General features: G+C 38.5%; 1 protein-coding gene. It reads right to left on the bottom strand.

Annotated elements, in window-relative coordinates:
- Positions 1-219 (bottom strand): hypothetical protein (locus tag IM317_RS23590; protein ID WP_199161189.1); only part of this gene is annotated, 219 nt, incomplete at its 3' end.
- Between the last annotated feature and the right edge of the window lie 25 nt (positions 220-244).

Here is a 244-nt window from a genome sequence, read left to right as displayed (position 1 = left end):
GTTTTTTATAGAAATGAATAAACCATTGTGCCCTACCATCGCATCGTTTATTTTTTCTGATAATGACTTAATATCCGTTTTGTTCCGGAACGTCTCTGTTTTAAGAAACTCTTCGGTGAGCTGAAGTTTACCTGTCAGAAAATCGCGGTCCTGATTATCGAAATAGCCATTAAGGGTGCTAATCAGGATAAAACTTGATAACCACCATACCGTAAGCATCACCGCGGCTTTGTTGAATAAATCG

Source organism: Enterobacter cloacae complex sp. S3 (genome assembly GCF_014930495.1).
In the GTDB taxonomy this organism is placed as follows: domain Bacteria; phylum Pseudomonadota; class Gammaproteobacteria; order Enterobacterales; family Enterobacteriaceae; genus Enterobacter; species Enterobacter asburiae_B.
The sequence above is the reverse complement of the archived record's forward strand: the minus strand, read 5'-3'. Positions and strand labels throughout refer to the sequence as shown.